This is a genomic window from Clostridium saccharoperbutylacetonicum N1-4(HMT) (genome assembly GCF_000340885.1).
GTDB lineage: Bacteria > Bacillota > Clostridia > Clostridiales > Clostridiaceae > Clostridium > Clostridium saccharoperbutylacetonicum.
Window position 1 is genome coordinate 2,859,392 of sequence record NC_020291.1, and the last position, 14,756, is coordinate 2,874,147.

At 29.3% G+C, this 14,756-nt stretch carries 17 protein-coding genes and 1 other annotated feature; of the genes, 10 read left to right on the top strand and 7 right to left on the bottom strand.

Annotated elements, in window-relative coordinates:
• Nucleotides 1–38: 38 nt before the first annotated feature.
• Together CSPA_RS12715 and CSPA_RS12720 are read left to right on the top strand one after the other, a co-directional pair.
• Entirely contained in the window at nt 39–704 is a 666-nt protein-coding gene (locus CSPA_RS12715) for an HAD family hydrolase (protein WP_015392687.1), read from the top strand.
• A 23-nt stretch (nt 705–727) separates the two neighbouring features.
• Nucleotides 728–1,213 (top strand): cupin domain-containing protein, encoded by a 486-nt coding sequence (locus CSPA_RS12720; RefSeq protein ID WP_015392688.1) that lies wholly within the window; start codon nt 728–730, stop codon nt 1,211–1,213.
• A gap of 169 nt (nt 1,214–1,382) precedes the next feature.
• On the opposite strand, the gene ilvA is transcribed toward CSPA_RS12720, so the two are convergent.
• From ilvA to CSPA_RS12745, 5 genes are all read right to left on the bottom strand, one after another.
• The gene (gene ilvA, locus CSPA_RS12725) at nt 1,383–2,603 is read right to left on the bottom strand and encodes a threonine ammonia-lyase (protein ID WP_015392689.1); all 1,221 of its coding nucleotides are present in this window, start codon (nt 2,601–2,603) and stop codon (nt 1,383–1,385) included.
• Nucleotides 2,604–2,717: 114 nt separating this feature from the next.
• Nucleotides 2,718–4,034, bottom strand: a complete 1,317-nt coding sequence (locus CSPA_RS12730; protein ID WP_015392690.1) for a DUF2812 domain-containing protein — start codon at nt 4,032–4,034, stop codon at nt 2,718–2,720.
• The gene (locus tag CSPA_RS12735; protein WP_015392691.1) at nt 4,031–4,348 is read right to left on the bottom strand and encodes a PadR family transcriptional regulator; all 318 of its coding nucleotides are present in this window, start codon (nt 4,346–4,348) and stop codon (nt 4,031–4,033) included. Before CSPA_RS12735 ends, CSPA_RS12730 begins: the two co-directional genes overlap by 4 nt.
• Nucleotides 4,349–4,560: 212 nt before the next feature.
• On the bottom strand, nt 4,561–4,983 hold the full coding sequence (locus CSPA_RS12740) for a YjdF family protein (protein ID WP_015392692.1): 423 nt from the start codon (nt 4,981–4,983) through the stop codon (nt 4,561–4,563).
• 604 nt (nt 4,984–5,587) lie between these two features.
• The gene (locus CSPA_RS12745; protein WP_015392693.1) at nt 5,588–6,376 is read right to left on the bottom strand and encodes an amidohydrolase family protein; all 789 of its coding nucleotides are present in this window, start codon (nt 6,374–6,376) and stop codon (nt 5,588–5,590) included.
• 125 nt (nt 6,377–6,501) lie between these two features.
• On the opposite strand from CSPA_RS12745, the gene CSPA_RS12750 reads away from it, so the two are divergent.
• Complete coding sequence (locus CSPA_RS12750) at nt 6,502–6,822, top strand: winged helix-turn-helix transcriptional regulator (RefSeq protein WP_015392694.1); 321 nt, start codon at nt 6,502–6,504, stop codon at nt 6,820–6,822.
• 87 nt (nt 6,823–6,909) lie between these two features.
• Here the strand turns inward: CSPA_RS12750 and CSPA_RS12755 are convergent, their stop codons facing one another.
• A complete protein-coding gene (locus tag CSPA_RS12755; RefSeq protein ID WP_015392695.1) occupies nt 6,910–8,466 on the bottom strand; it encodes an ABC-F family ATP-binding cassette domain-containing protein in 1,557 nt (518 codons plus the stop codon).
• A 311-nt stretch (nt 8,467–8,777) separates the two neighbouring features.
• On the opposite strand from CSPA_RS12755, the gene CSPA_RS30105 reads away from it, so the two are divergent.
• Entirely contained in the window at nt 8,778–8,939 is a 162-nt protein-coding gene (locus tag CSPA_RS30105) for a hypothetical protein (protein ID WP_015392696.1), read from the top strand.
• Nucleotides 8,940–9,051: 112 nt separating this feature from the next.
• Here the strand turns inward: CSPA_RS30105 and CSPA_RS12760 are convergent, their stop codons facing one another.
• Nucleotides 9,052–9,756 carry a DUF6873 family GME fold protein gene (locus tag CSPA_RS12760; RefSeq protein ID WP_015392697.1) on the bottom strand — a complete coding sequence of 235 codons (705 nt, stop codon included), beginning with the start codon at nt 9,754–9,756 and terminating at the stop codon, nt 9,052–9,054.
• Between the two features lie 332 nt (nt 9,757–10,088).
• Here CSPA_RS12760 and ytxC point away from each other — a divergent pair, with 332 nt between their 5' ends.
• From ytxC to pheS, 6 genes are all read left to right on the top strand, one after another.
• A complete protein-coding gene (ytxC, locus tag CSPA_RS12765) occupies nt 10,089–10,988 on the top strand; it encodes a putative sporulation protein YtxC (RefSeq protein WP_015392698.1) in 900 nt (299 codons plus the stop codon).
• A 172-nt stretch (nt 10,989–11,160) separates the two neighbouring features.
• Entirely contained in the window at nt 11,161–11,682 is a 522-nt protein-coding gene (infC, locus tag CSPA_RS12770; protein ID WP_017810648.1) for a translation initiation factor IF-3, read from the top strand.
• A gap of 20 nt (nt 11,683–11,702) precedes the next feature.
• Entirely contained in the window at nt 11,703–11,900 is a 198-nt protein-coding gene (rpmI, locus tag CSPA_RS12775) for a 50S ribosomal protein L35 (RefSeq protein ID WP_015392700.1), read from the top strand.
• Nucleotides 11,901–11,928: 28 nt separating this feature from the next.
• Entirely contained in the window at nt 11,929–12,288 is a 360-nt protein-coding gene (rplT, locus tag CSPA_RS12780; protein WP_015392701.1) for a 50S ribosomal protein L20, read from the top strand.
• Between the two features lie 240 nt (nt 12,289–12,528).
• Entirely contained in the window at nt 12,529–13,314 is a 786-nt protein-coding gene (locus tag CSPA_RS12785; protein WP_015392702.1) for a TrmH family RNA methyltransferase, read from the top strand.
• Between the two features lie 83 nt (nt 13,315–13,397).
• Nucleotides 13,398–13,622: a binding site (T-box leader), on the top strand.
• A gap of 79 nt (nt 13,623–13,701) precedes the next feature.
• Nucleotides 13,702–14,721, top strand: a complete 1,020-nt coding sequence (gene pheS / locus CSPA_RS12790; RefSeq protein ID WP_015392703.1) for a phenylalanine--tRNA ligase subunit alpha — start codon at nt 13,702–13,704, stop codon at nt 14,719–14,721.
• The last annotated feature ends 35 nt before the right edge of the window (nt 14,722–14,756 follow it).

The window sequence follows — 14,756 nt, forward strand, 5'->3', positions numbered from 1 at the left end:
TAAGAAAGCAATATTTTTACGAAGAGGAGAAAGTAAAGATGAACAAGATTCAAGGAATAATTTTTGATATGGATGGAGTGATAATAGATTCTGAAAGAATTTCTTTTAAGTGTTTTCAAGAAGTTTTTAAGGAATATAATTACGAAATTGATGAAAAGTTTTATTTAAAGGTAATAGGAAGAAATTATGCTGGGATAGAAGATATAATGAAAAAGGAATATGGTGACGATTTTCCATTTGAAACAATTTATAGAAAGAAAGCAGACTTAGCATATGAAGTTACTGATAGAGACGGTGTAATAGTAAAGCCAGGAGTACATGAATTAATGGACTATTTAAAGGAAAATGGCTATAAGATAGCAGTTGCTACTTCTACTAGAAGAGAGCGAGCACTTCAATTGTTAGAAGAGGCTAAAGTTAAAGCTAAAGTTGATTTTGTGGTTTGCGGTGATGAGGTTGAAAATTCTAAGCCAAATCCTGAAATTTTTTTAAAGGCTGCAAAAGGTCTTGGAGTTAAAGCTGGAAAATGTATTGTAATTGAAGATTCTGATGCTGGAATAACGGCTGCTCATGCTGCTAAAATGATTGGAATACATGTTCCTGACATGAAACAATTAGAAGTTGAAACAAAAGCTTTAGCCTTTAAAGTTTGCAAAAGTCTCTTTGAAGTGAAGGAATACTTAGATGAAGTTGGAAAAAATTGAGTTTTGAGATAAGGAGAATTTAGATGTATACAGCAGATTATTTCGTAAAACAATTAGACATGATCCCGCATCAAGAAGGTGGATTTTATAAAGAGGTTTATGATTCAGGAGATAATGTGTCCGTTGAAAATATAAACGAACCACGAAAGCTTTGGACTACTATATATTTTTTACTTAGAGATGGTGAAGTTTCAAATTTTCATAGATTAAAATCTGATGAAATGTGGTATTATCATGCTGGTTCCTCTTTGACTATTTATATGATTAATCCAGAAGGAGAGCTTATAATAGAACAGCTTGGACTAGATATTGAAAATGGGGAAAAACCTCAAGTATTAGTTCCAAAAGGATATATATTTGGTTCTGCAATGAATAATAGTGGCTATGCTTTAGTGGGGTGTATGGTTGCACCAGGATTTGAATTTAAGGATTTTGAGTTATTTGAAAGAAATTATTTATTAGATAAATATCCAATATTTAAAGAAATTATTTTAAAATTAACAAGATAGATTATATGTTCTAATTGTCAATGTTCGATTATTAATTGTAATTAGTCCTGAAATCATTTTAGGATTTCATAAATAACGATGCATAATTGTAATTAGAACCTACATAATTATAAATATTAAAAATGCGCTTCAATTCATTTTGAAACGCATTATTAATATACCTGTGATTTTATTGATATATCATTTTAGGTTGGATTACTTTAGGATCATAGCCGTTATCAATAAGGGCTTTAATGATAGCTTCTTTATGATCGTGGCCAAAAGTTTCCATTGTAATATCTAGTTCAACAGCATTATTTCTATTTATGCTTACAAATTGATTATGATCAAGCTTTATTATATTTCCTTGAGCTTCTGCTATCACTTTTGATACATTTGTTAATTCTCCTGGCTTATCTGGAAGTAATACTGAAACACTGCAAATACGTTCTCTTTCAATTAGTCCATGTTGGACTAAAGATGCAAAAGTTATTACATCCATATTTCCACCACTTATTATAGAAACAACTTTTTTGTCTTGTACATTTAAATGTTTAAGTGCAGCAACTGTTAATAAGCCTGAATTTTCTGCAAGCATTTTATGATTTTCTAGCATATCAAGAAAGGCTCCAATTAATTCGTGATCTTCAATCGTAATGATATCATCAAGGTTTTCTTTTATAAAAGGAAAGATTTTAGAACCAGGAGTTTTAACAGCAGTACCATCTGCTATAGTATTAACCAATGGTAATGTGACAACCTCTCCAGCTTTTATAGAAGCTTGCATACAGTTTGCTCCAGCAGGTTCAACTCCTATAACTTTAATTTTGGGGTTAAGAAGCTTTGCTAAAGTAGAAACTCCAGCTGCTAATCCGCCACCGCCAATCGGTACTAAAATAATATCTACCGTTGGAAGTTCTTTGATAATTTCCATTGCAATAGACCCTTGTCCAGTAGCAACATCTAAATCATCAAAAGGATGAATAAAGGTATAGCCTTCTTTTTCTGCAAGTTCTAAAGCATAATTACAAGCTTCATCATAAACATCCCCATGTAATATTACTTCTGCTCCGTATGCTTTAGTACGATTTACTTTCATAAGAGGTGTTGTGGTTGGCATAACTATTACAGCTTTAGTGTTATACTCTTTAGCAGCATATGCAACCCCTTGAGCATGGTTGCCAGCTGAAGCTGTTATAAGACCTTTGTTTCTGTCTTCCTCACTAAGGGTACTTATTTTATAGTAAGCACCTCTTATTTTGTAAGCACCTGTCTTTTGCATGTTTTCGGGTTTGAAGTAAATTTTATTCTTTGTTATATCTGAATAATAATCGCTATAAACTAGTTTTGTTTTTAGGATTACTTTTTGTACAACTTCATATGCTTCTTCAAACTTATCTAATGTCATCATTTTATATTGCCCCCTTTATTTAAAGATAACTATTTTATCTCAATATTTTTATGATAACATGTCAGTATTTTATGTCAAGAGACTGTTGAAGCTTAAAAAGAAAATATAGCATATTTAATTGGAGAAAAGTTTTAAACCTACAGTATTTAAAAGGTCATCATCACTTATATTCTTAAAGGAATTTCTAATTTCAACAAGTTTGTCCTTAGATACCAAGATAAAGTATTTATTCTTACTACTTGAATAAACTTTAATATTACTAGGTAAATTAGTATTGATTTCAACCAGGTTAAAGTTGTTTTTGTTTAGAAAATTTATTGCTCTATCTTCTGCAAATTTTATGACTAGTGGATAATTACTTTGAATAAGTGTGTAACTAAAAAAAGTATCTTTTTTACCAAAAGAATATTCGGTTTTTGAGGCAATTATACTTTTAGTGAAATCAATATAAGGTGATTCGTCGGAGACTTCTGTATTTGTAAAGTCATCAATAGTTAGATCTAAGTTTGAATAAGGCAAACCTTGGTAGTTATTATTATCATAAACATTTGAAAAAATCACTCTTGTAGTTAAAAAAACTATTAAAAAAATGGACATAAGTATATTTACTGTGTTTATTACTAGCTTTGTATTTTTAGAATATCTAGTTTCATTTATAATTTTTTTTATAAAAGGATGCATTATAATAAAAGCAAAGAGTATTGTTAAAATTATAAGATTCGATTTTTGCTCTTGATAATTTTCTGAAAAAATAAATAATAGTATTCCCAATATTGTTAATAATGAAAAAATAATTAGAAACGTATTTTTTCTTTTCAATACTTTATAGGTATTATAAGGCATGTAATTACCTTCGTTTAATTTTGATTTTGCATGTATTGCCCAAGTAGAAAAATTAATAAGTTTAAATATGTCTTTGAATATGAGGAGAATTGTCATAAATATTAAAAATATCGAAAAGTTTGAGGATAAGAAATATTCTGCTCTTGATGAGAATTGCAATGAAACATTAAATATAAGCATAATAGTTATAAATAATTCACTAAGTTTTCCACGTAATGAAGCTTTAAAAACTAGCTCGAACTTTTCCTTTTCATCAGTGTGTATTGATACAATTTCTGTGTTTTCTTCTGAACAGAATACTTGAATTTCGCTTGCTTGACATACAAAATTCCAGCCTGCAGCAATGCAATATTCTCTATAATCTAAAAGTTCCGCGTATCTTTTTGAATCAAAAGATGAAATTTTACCAATAACATCTACTGAATATTTGATTTTATGTGGTTTGATTTTTTTAAATTTAAAAAAAGGGCCTTTTATTTTTGTTAAGAGCCAGCCAGCTTCAGCCATATTTTCAAGGTATTCTTCTATAGCTGTACACTCATAAGGTGTATAAAATAAAAATGTTATTTTTATATTATTAAATATCATTGTTTTCCCTCCATGTATAATGAGCCATCGTTTATCAAAGTAATGAGTCGCGAATACTCTTCTAGCAGTATTTGTTTACCTTTGTCTGTTATTATATAGCTCCGCTTTCTACCTTGTACTTCAGTTTCGAGTATGATTTTTTCTTTTTCAAATTTTCCGAGAAGTGTATATAAGGTACCTGGACCTACTCTAACGCGGCCCTTTGATATTTCGTAGACAGCATCCATAACATCAACACCACAGCGTTCTGTGAGCAAAGCTATCAGTATGTAATACATAGGTTCAGTAAGGTTTTGAAATTGTTCTCGAGCCATTTGTTGCCACTCCTTTAATATCGAGTATCGATATGTATAAATTTATAATATTATCGATACTCGATATTGTCAATGATATTTTTGGTATATTATCTTAAAATTTATTTATAAATGTTAAATTTAGAAAAAGTGACCACTAATGTAATGAAGTAATTTATAAATAAACAAATAAAATAAAAGAACAGTAGATTGCCTACTGTTCTAAAATATAACTAATGACCTTTATGTTTTTCTAGTTTTTTCTTTCTTTTTAAATCAAATTGTCTTTGTTCCTCCTGTTCTCTTTGCTCTTTGGATTTTTTCTTGTGTTCAATTTTACATTTTTCATGTTGTAATTGCATAGCTATTTGAGCTTTAGTACTAATTCCTTTTGTAGAAGTCTCTTTTTGAATGCTTCGTTGCAGTCTTTTGGGATTTTGCCTTTTTTCAGTAAAACTGTTGTTAACTGATATTATTGGATGGCTAAAGTTTAATGAATAAAACCTTTTTAATATAAATTCATAAGCTTGTTCATCCTTTGGCTCCGCTCCAAAAGTAATCTTGCATACTTTGTATTCATTAGCTTCATTAATTTCAAAGATGCCAATCCAAAAAGGTTCTTGAAAAAGAACGGTTAATTTGATTTGTGAAATCATAGTTAAATTCCTCCTGTTTGTATAAAATTCACAGAGAATGGACAACCCCAGGAGGGCAGGTTACTGCTATATTTAATTATAGGTTCTGACTACCAACAGAAACTGTGTTTTTATCTCTTAGAAATAATTATAACAAAGAATAGCACTAGTGAAAATAAAATTGAAACTTAAGAATTGTTTTTTATATACAGATATCCAAATCGAAAAATAGACTTATGCAACAATTACCGAAATCAGATACATTTATCTTCCACAGGACTAGTGAAATTTTCGCTGGAAGGTTCTAAGTGGAAGGTTGCACCCATTTCTGCATGTTCCTAAAGTAAATTTATGACAAGCAGAAAATGAAACAACCTTCCACTAATAACCATCATCAGCTCAATTTCACATGCCTGCTTCCAGAAAAATGTATCTAATTCAAGTGTAGTGTTACGATTATAATTTCTCAATAATACATATATATTACACTTATAAGTTGAAATATTAATTTGGATATCAGAAGCACAATGAACTTTTATCTCTAGTTATAATTATAGTGTTAGTATATAAAAATAGCCTTGACTAATATAGTCAAGGACAAATTTTTAGCAGCATAAATTAAAAGTTAAAGCTTTAATAATTTTGCTACATTATTACCTAAAACAGCATCTTCAACATATGAATCTTTGCATACTTTTCTTACTGCATCTAATGATAACTGTAAATCCCCATAAGGCATGTCTACACCGAAAATGCATTTTTGAGGGATTTCATTTATAACAATCTTTAACACAAGGGTGGAGAAATATGCGGATGTATCTAGATATAAATTTGGAATTTCCTTAGCAAGTTCTATTGCCGTCATCCAGTTACTTCCGCCTAAGTGTCCTAGTATTACAGGTATATCAGGGTAAGTCTTGCATAATTCAGCTACGTCTCTTATATCCTGTAAGACTAAAGGATTGAAGCCATGTATCCAAATCGGGAATCTTCCAAAGTTCATGGAGGCTTTGAAAATCACGTCTAATAATTTTACTTGTCCGCTTGCAGGAGTAAATTCGCCTATGCCTGCAAGTTTATTATTAGCTATATTTTCTCCAATATACAAGTTTGTATCATTTTCGTTCAATCCTAAAGGCACATTTCCAAAGCCAATATACCTATCTGGGTAGCTTTTAATAACAGTCATAAGTTCGTTTATGGATTTACGTTTAGTTCCTATTAATGAAGGGCTTTTTCCTCCTACAACATCATTTAACTTTTTCATTTCTATTTTTAATTCTTTAAGATCTTTAGTGTTTTCAGGATGTACTGAAGTAGAAAAAAGTATTGTTTTATTGACTCCAGCTTGGTTCATTATTTGGATATGTTTTTCAGCTGGCAAGATTACATGCGAATGTCCATCTATAATCATTTATATCATTCCTTTTTATATAATTGTATTATCATAAGGCCTTATAAGTACATTATACAGAAGTTGTAATTTTGTGAAAGTATGCACTTTTTTGTGCTATACTATCATAAAGGAGAGTGTCGGAAATGGAAAAGCTGTGTTATGTCAGTAATAAAGAACCTTTTGAATATACTTTATCTATAGTAAGTGGAAAATGGAAGCTAAAAGTTATTTATTTACTTGCATGTAGTGGTACTTTAAGATATGGAGAGTTAAAGAAGAATATTGAAGGAATTACCCATAAGATGTTAAGTTCCCAATTAAAAGAATTAGAAAATGAAAATATAATATTAAGAAAAGAATATCCTCAAATTCCTCCAAAAGTTGAATATTCTTTAGCACAAAAGGGTCAAAGTCTTATTCCTATTGTTAGAGATATGTGTAAGTGGGGGAAGGAAAATATATAAACGTGAAAAAGCCATTAATAATATTTAGTGCTATTATTAATGGCTTTTTACAGTTATAATTGTAACTTTATATAATGTATTGTGATTTTACACAATTTTTGTTGTCCAATCTTCACAATTCCAAGTTTCAGTGATTATATCCCTATAAAATTCAGGTTCATGTGAAACTAATAGGATTGTTCCTTTATATTCTTTAAGGGCTCTTTTTAATTCATCTTTTGCATCTACATCTAAGTGGTTAGTAGGTTCGTCTAAGATTAATATATTTGTTTCGTTATTAATGATTTTACAAAGTCTAACTTTTGCAGCTTCTCCACCAGATAAAACTCTTATTTGTGATTCAAGCTGTTTTGTTGTAAGGCCACATTTTGCAAGAGCAGCTCTTATTTGATATTGAGTATATCCAGGGAATTCCTGCCATACCTCTTCTATACATGTATTTGTATTATTTCCTCTATCTTCTTGTTCAAAGTAACCTATGTATTGATAATCTCCAAGATGAACTTCTCCGCTTATTGGTTTTATTTGTCCAAGTAAGCTTTTAAGTAAAGTTGATTTACCAAGACCATTAGCTCCAACTAAAGCTATTTTTTGTCCTCTTTCCATATATAAATTAAGAGGTTTTGTAAGAGGAGAGTCATAGCCGATAACTAAATCTTTAGTTTCGAATATAGCTTTTCCAGAAGCCCTAGCAGTTTTGAAAACAAATTCTGGCTTTGGTTTTTCCTTTGAAAGTTCAATTATGTCCATTTTATCAAGCTTCTTTTGTCTAGATTTTGCCATATTAGCTGTAGCAACATTTGCCTTATTTCTAGCAACAAAATCTTCAAGTCTAGCTATTTCTTTTTGTTGCTTTTCAAAGGCAGCTTCTAATTTTTCTTTATTTATTGCATATATTCTTTGAAACTCATCATAATCTCCAACATATCTTGTAAGTTTTCTTTCATCTACATGATATATTAAATTTACTACTGAATTTAAAAAAGGAATATCATGTGAAATTAAAATAAAGGCATTTTCATATGATTGAAGATATCTTTTAAGCCATTCTACATGTTCCTCATCAAGGTAGTTAGTAGGCTCATCTAAAAGTAATATATCTGGGGATTGTAGTAATAACTTACCTAGAAGGATTTTGGTTCTTTGTCCTCCAGATAAATCATCTACATCTCTATCTAAACCTAAATCTAGAAGTCCAAGTCCTTTTGCAACTTCTTCAACCTTTGGATCAATTACATAAAAACCATTATGGTCTAACATATCTTGAATTACGGCTGTTCTATCAAGCATTTTAGTTAATTCATCTTCAGTACAATCGCCCATCTTTTCATATAAAGTATTCATTTCAGTTTCTAAATCAAAAAGATATTTAAAGGCGTCTCTTAATGCATCTCGTATGCTTTGACCTTTTTCTAAGGCTGCATGTTGATCCATATAACCAACTCTAACATTATTAGACCAAATAACATCGCCTTCATCAGGCATAAGCTTTCCAGTTACTATATTCATAAATGTTGATTTACCTTCACCATTAGCACCAATAAGACCAACATGTTCTCCCTTTAATAATCTAAATGAAACTTCTTCGAAAATAGCTCTATCACCAAATCCGTGGTTCATATTTTTTACAGTAAGTATACTCATTAATATCCTCCTTGAATAAAGTTATGATTAATTATTAATTTTTAATTACTAGTAAAAATTATCAATTATAAATTCCAATTTAACTAACTTTCTTTATAACTGAAAATTACACACTGCTAATAGTTTAAATGATACAAAGCTACTATGTCAAAATAAATTTTAATAAGATAAAAATATTATAGTTTTATATTGTAAAAGACTCGAAAAATAAAATTTTTATAAATAATATTCCTATTTTGGGGCAAACTTATAGCATAAAATTTTTAATAAAGTTTTGGAATAATAAATATTTTACGAGAGGAGAAAAAATAATGGAAGAACTAATTAAAGGAATAAAGGAGAAAGCAGAAAAGATGAAAGGTGAAATGAAAATACTAATGGTAGATATGGGAGATGAAATAAGATCCTTTAGAGATATTATGAAGGAGAAAACAGGGGAAATAAGTAATGAGATAAAAAAGATTATCAGATAAAGATAAAAAGATAGTAAATGTTTTGAAAGGCATTATTACTATCTTTTTTCAACTATTGCTGCGCATAAAAGTAACAGAAAAATATAGAAATCATATTATATAGTGGAAATGGTTATAAGGTAAGTAAACTACCTCTATCTATTAATTTACCTTTTCTAAGTGCAATAGGTGAGATGTCATATTTGTAAAGAAATTTTTTTATCTCATCTCCCCAGCTGTAGCAATCTAAATCACCAAAGAAGGCCATTCTGTTTAAAGAAATCATTCCGCCAACCCCGCCTATAAAACCGTAGTTTAGTGAAGGTAGTGATATATCTCCGGGAGGAAGTAAGAGAATATCAAAATCATATTCTTGTAAGGCTTTAAAAATTCCTTTATCACTTGTTATTAATGCCTTATCTCTGACAGGGAGAACAGAGCATTTTGTATATCCTTGAGATACATTGATTTTGATTTTAGTTAATTGAGAAGCTAAAAGATTTTTATCTGTAAATTTTAAATTGTGAATAAAGTGATTTTCTAAAATTAAAGAATTTAAAATAATGTCATTAGGATATGTATAGGACAATGAATTTATAGAAACAATAAAATCTATGTCATTGTCAATCAAAATATTCTTGAAATTTTGAGAAATATCTTTTTGAATAATAACTTTGTTTGAGGAATTGTTTTTTAGGATATTTAATTGAATATCAGGGTGTCCATTTATAGCTTCATATACAGAATTGCATTTTGGAACTAGAATTGGGTTCATATTTAATTTTAAAAGGTTGTTTAATTCTTCATTTGTAATTCTATAATCGACAAAGCAATGCATATTATTCTCCTTTATAGTAAGCAAGTATTAATGTTAAACACTCAATGATTATTGAAAGTTGATTTTCGTTTGAAATCCTTAAGTTTAAAAGAATCCTATTGATAATATGCAGATATTCAAGCCAGAATTATGCATAAGGATTTAAGAAATTCTAAAATTGGTTTGCAATAAATTAACAATGGATAATTAATAATTATTAACCTACAAACTTCTCAAAATATATTGTGAACTGAATAATTTAACATGTCAATTTTAAAATTAAAATTTAAGTATAAATTTTGCATACCAATAAATTTTTAATACATACTAATATTAAGAAGGGAGTGAAATCCATGCTTATTTTAAAATTAGCTTATAGTGATGACTTGAGCTTTTCTAATGACTTGCAAGAGCTAAGAGAATTACTTAAGAAAAAGAATATCTTAATCGGATTTGTTGAAAGTATTGAAGGAAAAATCCATATAATTAAGATAATATGTGAAGATAACTGTTATAATGAGAAAATAAAAGAAATTATTAACTTATATGTTAGTAATATTTTATATAAAATAGTTATTGATAATTATAGAAAAAAAGAAATGCTGGAATTTTTAACAGACAACTTCTTTTTCTTAAAGCAAAGTGAAATATTTGAAGTGGAAGATAAAATATTAAAAATACTGAAGTGCGAAGAAAAAACAGAAGGTGAAAATTCTATATATTGTTTAAATAATATAAATGAAATGATTGAAAAAATTAGAGATTGTATAAGTGAAAAACAAGAAATAAATATAGATGGTTTTATAACTTTTAGAATGAGAAAGCTTAGAATCTATATAGAAAAAATAATTGATAATGTAGTAGAAAGCTATATAGCAGAAAAAGAATATAAAGAATTCATAAAACTGTTAAAATATTTTGTAGAAATACAAGAATGCAAAATTGAAGAAATTAATATAGTAATAGATGAAAATAATAATTATATAGTTAGAGATAGGGAAGGTAGAAATTTATATTACAATTTTATAAGTGATATAAAAATAGAGGGGAGCAGTACAGATTTAAATATGGAAGATATATTAATTAGTGGATTAATAACAAATGCGCCCAAGAATATAAATATATATGGAAAAGAAAATTGTGACAATAAGGAATTTTTGGATACGATTGAAAAAGTGTTTGAAAGCAAGGTTGCTTTTTATAAAAGTAGTGAGGAATATAAAGGTGAAAAAATAATACTAAAAAAATATTGACATGGATTATTAATGATGATATACTCATCTTTGTTAAGAAGAAACAGCCGTTTCTCACCATGCAGTGTTATAAGTACTACTAGTATGGTTTATGGATATCTGTGCAATATGTATTGATAATTTTGAGACGGCTAGAAGGCCGTCTTTTTATTATGCATATAATTTTTCGGAGGTGAAAAATATTAATAAAGATTTTCCAATGAATGAAGAAATTAGAGAAAAAGAACTTAGAGTAATAGGCAGCGAGGGAGAACAATTAGGTGTTATCTCAGCAGCTGAAGCAAGAAGACTTGCTGAAGAAAAAGAGCTTGACTTAGTAATGATTTCTCCTAATGCAAAACCACCAGTTTGTAAGATTATGGACTTTGGTAAGTACATTTATGAGCAATCAAAGAAAGAAAAAGAAGCTAAGAAAAAGCAAAAAGTTATTAGTATTAAAGAAATAAGAGTAAGTCTAACAATTGAGGAACATGATATTGATATAAAAGCAAAAAATGCTAGAAAGTTCCTATTAGATGGAGATAAAGTTAAAATCACTGTTAGATTTAGAGGTAGAGAAATGGAACTTGGTCATATTGGACAAAGAATCCTTGATAAATTTGCTTCTAAATTAGAAGATGTTTGCCTTATAGAGAAACACCCCAAGAGGGAAGGCAGAAGCATGACAATGGTTTTAGGGCCTAAAAAGGCATAACTTGAGAGGAGGATTTAATCATGCCAAAAATGAAAAGTCATAGAGGTGCAGCAAAAAGATTCAGAAAGACAGGTACAGGAAAGCTTAAGAGAGCTAAAGCGTTTAAGAGTCATATCTTAACTAAGAAGAGCTCAAAGACTAAGAGAAATCTTAGAAAAGCTGGATATGTTTCAAAGTCACAAGAAAAAGTAATGAAGAAATTATTACCATACCTATAATATAGAGGTAGTGCAGGAGGTTTAAGTAATGGCAAGAGTAAAGAGAGCAAAGAATTCTCGTAAAAATCATAAAAAAGTTTTAAAACTTGCAAAGGGATACTACGGTGGAAAGAGTAAGCTATTTAAAACTGCTAATGAATCAGTAATCAGAGCGTTAAGAAATTCTTACGTTGGTAGAAAGAATAAGAAGAGAGATTACAGAAGTTTATGGATTGCAAGAATTAATGCTGCAACAAGAATAAACAACTTATCATATTCTAAATTTATGAACGGAATCAAATTAGCTGGAATCGACATCAACAGAAAGATGTTATCTGAAATAGCTATAAACGATCCAAAAGCATTTGCTGAATTAGTGGAAGTTGCTAAAAAACAATTAAATGCTTAATACATAAAATGCGGTTTAGACCGCATTTTATTTTTATATACAAATATAAATAAGAGTTAGAATGATTAGAGGAAACTCGACTCGCATTTGTTCACTAAGCACACGATTCACGCCAAATCATAGATTTGGATTCACTGCTTATGTCAAATTAGAGTTACAAATTGGCAAGAAGTAAGTGCTAAGACTTACTGTTATTCTTGCATAAATTAAAATATTCTTGTGATTTTGAGGTGTAGCGCTTTGATATTTATTGAAAGTAAAGAAAATAGTTTGTTTAAAAATACAAAGAAGCTTAAAGAAAGAAAAAACAGAAATAAAACCAGCAAGTACATAATTGAAGGTTTTAGATTGGTTCAAGAAGCATTTAAAGCAAAAGTTCATGTAGATTATTTAATTGTAGCAGAAGATGCAGTAAATAAAATTGATGAATTTTTAGGCGAATATATTAATGAAGAGATTAAAATTTATAAAATAGCAGCAAATTTGTTTAAAGAGCTTATTTCGACAGAAAATCCTCAAGGAATACTTGCAGTTATAAATATGAATGCTAGAATACTAAATTCTGATGGGGATTTTTATTTACTTTGTGATAAGCTGCAGGATCCAGGAAATCTTGGGACTATAATAAGAACAGCTCATGCGGCAGGAGTGCAGGGTATTATACTGACAAAAGGAACCGTGGACATATATAATGAAAAAACAATTAGATCTACAATGGGATCTATATTTTATATTCCTATTCATTATGATGATGAGAATTTCTCTTTGGCTAACGAATTAAAGGAAAAAGGGTTTAATTTAGTAGTTACATCTTTAGATACAGATAAAAACTTTTTTCAAGCGGATTTAAGAGGAAAGGTTCTTTTAACTGTTGGAAATGAAGGGAATGGAGTTAGTTCAGAAGTTCTGGATATGGCTGATACTAAAGTTAAGATACCAATGCCAGGCAATGCTGAATCTTTAAATGTGGCAATAGCTGCCTCTGTTATTATGTATGAAAAAGTAAGACAAAATCAACCTAAATAAAATAATGAATTTATGCATAAATTTTGAAAAATATATTGATATTTTATAAATTTATTTGTATAATGAATTGTATTAATTGGATATTTAAAACTGTGAATGAGAAAGTAAATATTAGAAAAGTTTTAAGGGAGAGAGGGTCATGGACTGTAAGCCTTCTTAAATAATATAATATTGAAGTTCGCTCAGGAGTTCTAGCTGTGAAAATTGCAGTAGTAGCTAGCGGCAAAAAAGGTCGTTAATTAAATTAAGTTGGGTACTTGTATTTTGAGTTCCAATTAGGGTGGTAACGCGGATATTTCGTCCCTTTTTTAGGGGGACGATTTTTTTATGCAAAAAAGCCTGTGAAATTAATATTTGAAATTTGCAGCATTGAAAGGAGAAACGATTATGAAAGAAAAACTTAAAGAATTACAAGAACTTGCATTAAATCAAATTGAAGCTGTTAAAAACAGCAGTGAATTAGAAGAAATTAGAGTAAAGTTCTTAGGAAAAAAAGGAGAACTTACTACAATATTAAGAGGTATGGGGAGTGTTTCTCCAGAAGAAAGACCAATGGTAGGGAAATTGGTTAACGAAGCTAAAGCAGCTGTTGAGGAGAAATTAGAAAGTGTATTATCTGATATAAAAAGTAAAGAAAAAGCAGAAAAACTTGCAGGTGAAAACATAGATATTTCACTTCCAGGAAGAAAGAAAGTTATAGGAAAAAGACATCCTTTAGATTTAACCTTACAAAGCATGGAAGAAATCTTTGTTTCAATGGGTTTCACAATTGAGGATGGGCCAGAAGTTGAATATGATCATTATAACTTTGAAGCTTTAAATATTCCTAAGAATCATCCAGCAAGAAGTGAACAAGATACGTTATATATTAATGATAATATAGTCCTTAGAACACAAACTTCACCAGTTCAAATTAGAACTATGGAAAATCAAAAGCCTCCAATAAAAATGATATCACCAGGTAAAGTATATAGATCAGATTCTGTAGATGCTACTCATTCACCTATATTTTATCAAATGGAAGGTTTAGTTATAGATAAAGGTGTAACTTTTGCTGATTTAAAAGGAACTTTAGAATTATTCGCTAAAAAGATGTTTGGTGATAAAGTTCAAACTAAATTCAGACCGCACCACTTCCCATTCACAGAACCATCAGCAGAAATGGATGCAACATGCTTCGTTTGTGGTGGTGAAGGATGTAGAGTATGTAAAGGTAGTGGTTGGATAGAACTTTTAGGCTGTGGAATGGTTCATCCAAATGTACTAAGAAATTGTGGACTTGATCCAGAAGTATATAGTGGATTTGCTTTTGGCTTTGGAGTAGATAGAATGGTAATGTTAAAGTATGGAATAGATGATATAAGATTACTATATGAAAGTGATATGAGATTCTTAAACCAATTCTAAGAAATTATTTGAAATTAATACTATTATGATGTGTT

Excerpts from the sequence above, each read along its gene's own strand:
- CSPA_RS12715 (WP_015392687.1), top strand. The coding sequence starts at position 39 with ATGAACAAGATTCAAGGAATAATTTTTGATATGGATGGAGTGATAATA.
- CSPA_RS12720 (WP_015392688.1), top strand. The coding sequence starts at position 728 with ATGTATACAGCAGATTATTTCGTAAAACAATTAGACATGATCCCGCAT.
- ilvA (WP_015392689.1), bottom strand. The coding sequence starts at position 2,603 with ATGATGACATTAGATAAGTTTGAAGAAGCATATGAAGTTGTACAAAAA.
- CSPA_RS12730 (WP_015392690.1), bottom strand. The coding sequence starts at position 4,034 with ATGATATTTAATAATATAAAAATAACATTTTTATTTTATACACCTTAT.
- CSPA_RS12735 (WP_015392691.1), bottom strand. The coding sequence starts at position 4,348 with ATGGCTCGAGAACAATTTCAAAACCTTACTGAACCTATGTATTACATA.
- CSPA_RS12740 (WP_015392692.1), bottom strand. The coding sequence starts at position 4,983 with ATGATTTCACAAATCAAATTAACCGTTCTTTTTCAAGAACCTTTTTGG.
- CSPA_RS12745 (WP_015392693.1), bottom strand. The coding sequence starts at position 6,376 with ATGATTATAGATGGACATTCGCATGTAATCTTGCCAGCTGAAAAACAT.
- CSPA_RS12750 (WP_015392694.1), top strand. The coding sequence starts at position 6,502 with ATGGAAAAGCTGTGTTATGTCAGTAATAAAGAACCTTTTGAATATACT.
- CSPA_RS12755 (WP_015392695.1), bottom strand. The coding sequence starts at position 8,466 with ATGAGTATACTTACTGTAAAAAATATGAACCACGGATTTGGTGATAGA.
- CSPA_RS30105 (WP_015392696.1), top strand. The coding sequence starts at position 8,778 with ATGGAAGAACTAATTAAAGGAATAAAGGAGAAAGCAGAAAAGATGAAA.
- CSPA_RS12760 (WP_015392697.1), bottom strand. The coding sequence starts at position 9,756 with ATGCATTGCTTTGTCGATTATAGAATTACAAATGAAGAATTAAACAAC.
- ytxC (WP_015392698.1), top strand. The coding sequence starts at position 10,089 with ATGCTTATTTTAAAATTAGCTTATAGTGATGACTTGAGCTTTTCTAAT.
- rpmI (WP_015392700.1), top strand. The coding sequence starts at position 11,703 with ATGCCAAAAATGAAAAGTCATAGAGGTGCAGCAAAAAGATTCAGAAAG.
- rplT (WP_015392701.1), top strand. The coding sequence starts at position 11,929 with ATGGCAAGAGTAAAGAGAGCAAAGAATTCTCGTAAAAATCATAAAAAA.
- pheS (WP_015392703.1), top strand. The coding sequence starts at position 13,702 with ATGAAAGAAAAACTTAAAGAATTACAAGAACTTGCATTAAATCAAATT.